This window comes from Xenorhabdus griffiniae, assembly GCF_015163655.1.
Classification (GTDB): Bacteria; Pseudomonadota; Gammaproteobacteria; order Enterobacterales; family Enterobacteriaceae; genus Xenorhabdus; species Xenorhabdus griffiniae.
Genome location: NZ_JADEUF010000189.1, coordinates 1 through 3,601, shown reverse-complemented (window position 1 = coordinate 3,601; position 3,601 = coordinate 1). Strand labels below are relative to the sequence as shown.

Below are 3,601 nucleotides of genomic sequence, written 5' to 3'. Positions count from 1 at the left end.
CACTAGTATATTTTGATCTAGTTCTGATTCGTCAATAATATTATTACGGCTTTGTGGTAAACTTGGAGGGATGAGCACTTCATCCATTATTATATTATTTACTGACATATTATAACTTTCCATTATTCTGGTTAAAGTGCAACAGTACCAAAACTTCTAGTGTAAAGTTTCGATTTTTGGGCCGGAGCAAGGCGGCTATAGACAATTGTGATTAACCCTACATCGTAATCATCTGCAACAGCATACCCAATTAACTTGTCGGCAGTTAGCTGAAACTTAAAATAGCCATTGGATATTTCACTCTTTTGAACAATATAATTTTTAAGAACAGAAATTGGCATCGGACGATTTTTCTCCGGTAGAGTATCAATGCAATGTGAAATATAGGCGGTAATTGTTATCTTATCACCGGCGGCGATAGTATGTTCGTAATCGTTAGGGTCAGATGGCAATCTGATTTCAAGGCCTTTCTGACCGATGCTATCGATATTAATTGGATCATATAGACCAATAAATTGGTTGTCTTGATCGTACACCTTTGGTTCAACCAAAGTTCTGTGTTTATCATTAGAACTCGGGCCATTAATACCACCGTTATCATAATTGATGTAATTAAACTTGGATCTTACTGGCATACCTGTTTGGTCAAGCGCAACATAGCAAAGATGATTATCACCCGAATACAGGTCACTGTAAGCGGCCTTAAATTTATAATATCCGTTTTCTTCACTTGTTATCTGCCCGGCGAAAAGTTCTGTCTTAAAAATGTCTTTTTTATCGTCCGTCACAAACCCGATGATAAAATCACCAATTTGGGCTGTCTTATAGCTCGGAACCATGACCGTAAACTCATCCGCTTGATCCGGCCTTGTTAAAGTAGAAGACGAGAGTGTTTCTTCAATGCTCGGTGGCTCCAGGCTGCTGGATACATCAGTCGGAACGGTCGTAATAAATATGGTTTGTTTTTGATTGTATTCCTCATCATTGAATATCGTATCAAGCGTAACGAACTTATGTACATTCTGAGTAGCATATATTTTTAGGTTCACCGCTGCGCTTGATGTTTTCTGAATCAGGTAGTAATAAAACTTATTATCCCGGTCAATATCATAAGGATAAATTTCATCCATGTCCTCTGTGAATATTCGCAGCGGAGCTGTTGTACGAAGGGGAATATCATAGTTTGAGATTGCCCCCCCTCCCTGCTTTAACATTGGATTGATTGATGCTGAAACGAATGGGTTGTCCTTCCCTGGGGCGGGACCCGTTAATCCAACAGGCTTAGAGTCATACAAATAAGCCGCAGTTCCTCTCAGTACACAAGTATCGGGATTCAAGTCTGGATTATCGACAGGATGATAGGTTACATCCGTATGTGCTCCGCTCGGTGAATTTGAGGTAAAACTGATTGTGTGAGTGTCACTGCTTTCGTCGGCCTGAAATATCAGTTGTTGAGAAAATATTTGTTCATCAACTTTGCCGGGGAATGTCTTGAGTAATTTTACTCCGGGTGGGAGAACAGCACTGACCTCCACAGTACTCTGAATATTATTTTCACCATTTATTGAAACAACCACACTGAAGGGTTGCCCTTTGATAATATTTTTACCATCAGCAGGAACTGTTGTCATGTTAGCCATTATATTATCCTTTCAAGATATTATGTTTATTCTTAATTTGAAATCACATTCTCTAGGTATGTTCAATAATGGATATTAACTCTGTTTCGAAAGAAACATATTGATAAAAGGTGGCAGCCAATAACAGTCACTATTAGCTGTCACACATTCAGGTTAGTGAGGTTCGACTGTACCAAAACTCCTAGTGAAAATTTTCGATTTCTGCTTCTGAGCAAGACGGCTGTAGTCTATTGTGAGCACTCCTACGTCATAACCATCGGCTCTGTCATACCCCATCAATTTATCGGGCATGATGGTAGCCTTATAATACTTATAATCGCCATTTTTTATTATTTCTGTCGATTTCACAGGGTGATTTTCAACCACCACAATCGGTAAGGGACGTGCTGGTGAGAAAGTATCAACGCAATGTGAGATATAGGCTGTAATCGTGATCTGATCACCTACGGCGATGGTATGATCTGGATTAGTGGGATCGGATAGCAACCAAACCTCAAGCCCTTTTGTACCGATACTGTAGATATTAATTGGGTCGAATCTGCCAATATATTGACCGTACTGGTCATATACTTCTGGGGCAACCAGAGTCCGGTGTCCATCAAAGGAACTTGGACCGTTAATACCGCCATTATCATAATATATGTAATTAAGCTTGGATCTTACTGGCATACCTGTTTGGTTAAGCGTAACATAGCTGATATGATTATCACCCGAATACAGGTCGTTGTAATCGGCTTTCAACCTATAAGATCCGCTTTCTTCAGTTGTTAGCTGCCCAACGAAGAGCCCCTTCTTAAAAGTGTCTTTTTTATCGTCCGTTACAAACCCGATGATAAAATCGCCGATTTGGGCTCCCTCGTAGCTCGGAACCATGAACGTAAACTCATCCACTTGTTGCTCCGGCCTTGTTAAAGTAGAAGAAAAATATGTTTCTTCAATGTTTGGTGGCTCCAGGCTGTCGGATACATCAGTCGAAACAGTCGTAATAAATATGATTTGCCTTTGACTGTATTTCTCATCATTGAATATCGTATCAAGCGTAACGAACTTATGTACATTCTGAGTAGCATATATTTTTAGGTTCACCGCTGCACTTGATGTTTTTTGAATCAGGTAGTAATAAAAATTATTATCCCGGTCAATATCATAAGGGAAAATTTCATCCACGTCCTCTGTGTATATTCGCAGCGGAGCTGTTGTACGAAGGGGAATATCATAGTTTGAAATTGCTCCCCCTCCCTGATTTAACATTGGATTGATTGATGCTGAAACGAATGGGTTGTCCTTCCCTGGACCAGAACCCGTTAATCCAACAGGCTTAGAGTCATACAAATAAGCCGCAGCTCCTCTCAGTACACAAGTATCGGGATTCAAGTCTGGATTATCGACAGGATGGTAGGTTACATCCGTATGTACTTTGCTCTGTGAGTTTGAGGTAAAACTGATTTTGTGAGCGTCGCTGCTTTCATCGGCCTGAAATATCAGTTGTTGAGAATATATTTTTTTATCAACTTTGCCGGGGAATGTCTTGAGTAATTTCACACCGGGTGGGAGAACAGCACTGACCTCCACAGTATTTTGAATATTAGCTTCACCACTTATTGAAACAACCACACTGAAGGGTTGCCCTTTGATAATATTTTTACCATCAGCAGGAACTGTTGTCATGTTAGCCATTATATTACCCTTTAAAAGTATAAAATTTATTTTTCACTGAAAACCATATTCTATAGTGATGGTCAACAGAAGGTTTTGATTCTTTATCGAAATATCACAGGAATGACAGAATTTATATTTATGATTTACTTTGCAATAAATAAAATACCGCCATCCCTGAATGGCTAATTTAAATTATATTTGAAAATCAGATTTCATTCAAACAAATAAAATCAAGTGTGAATAATATAAAACAATAATCACATCAACCTAATCATTAATATTTACACTGGAAAGCATCACAC

2 protein-coding genes are annotated in these 3,601 nt (G+C 39.0%); both read right to left on the bottom strand.

From position 1 onward, the window contains the following. Window positions 1–131: 131 nt before the first annotated feature. On the bottom strand, window positions 132–1,640 hold the full coding sequence (locus IQ211_RS18345; protein ID WP_189760742.1) for a hypothetical protein: 1,509 nt from the start codon (window positions 1,638–1,640) through the stop codon (window positions 132–134). 153 nt (window positions 1,641–1,793) lie between these two features. Beyond that, on the bottom strand, window positions 1,794–3,317 hold the full coding sequence (locus IQ211_RS18340; protein ID WP_189760743.1) for a hypothetical protein: 1,524 nt from the start codon (window positions 3,315–3,317) through the stop codon (window positions 1,794–1,796). Window positions 3,318–3,601: the final 284 nt, after the last annotated feature.

Coding starts and splice junctions, on each gene's coding strand:
- IQ211_RS18345 (WP_189760742.1), bottom strand. CDS start 1,640: ATGGCTAACATGACAACAGTTCCTGCTGATGGTAAAAATATTATCAAA.
- IQ211_RS18340 (WP_189760743.1), bottom strand. CDS start 3,317: ATGGCTAACATGACAACAGTTCCTGCTGATGGTAAAAATATTATCAAA.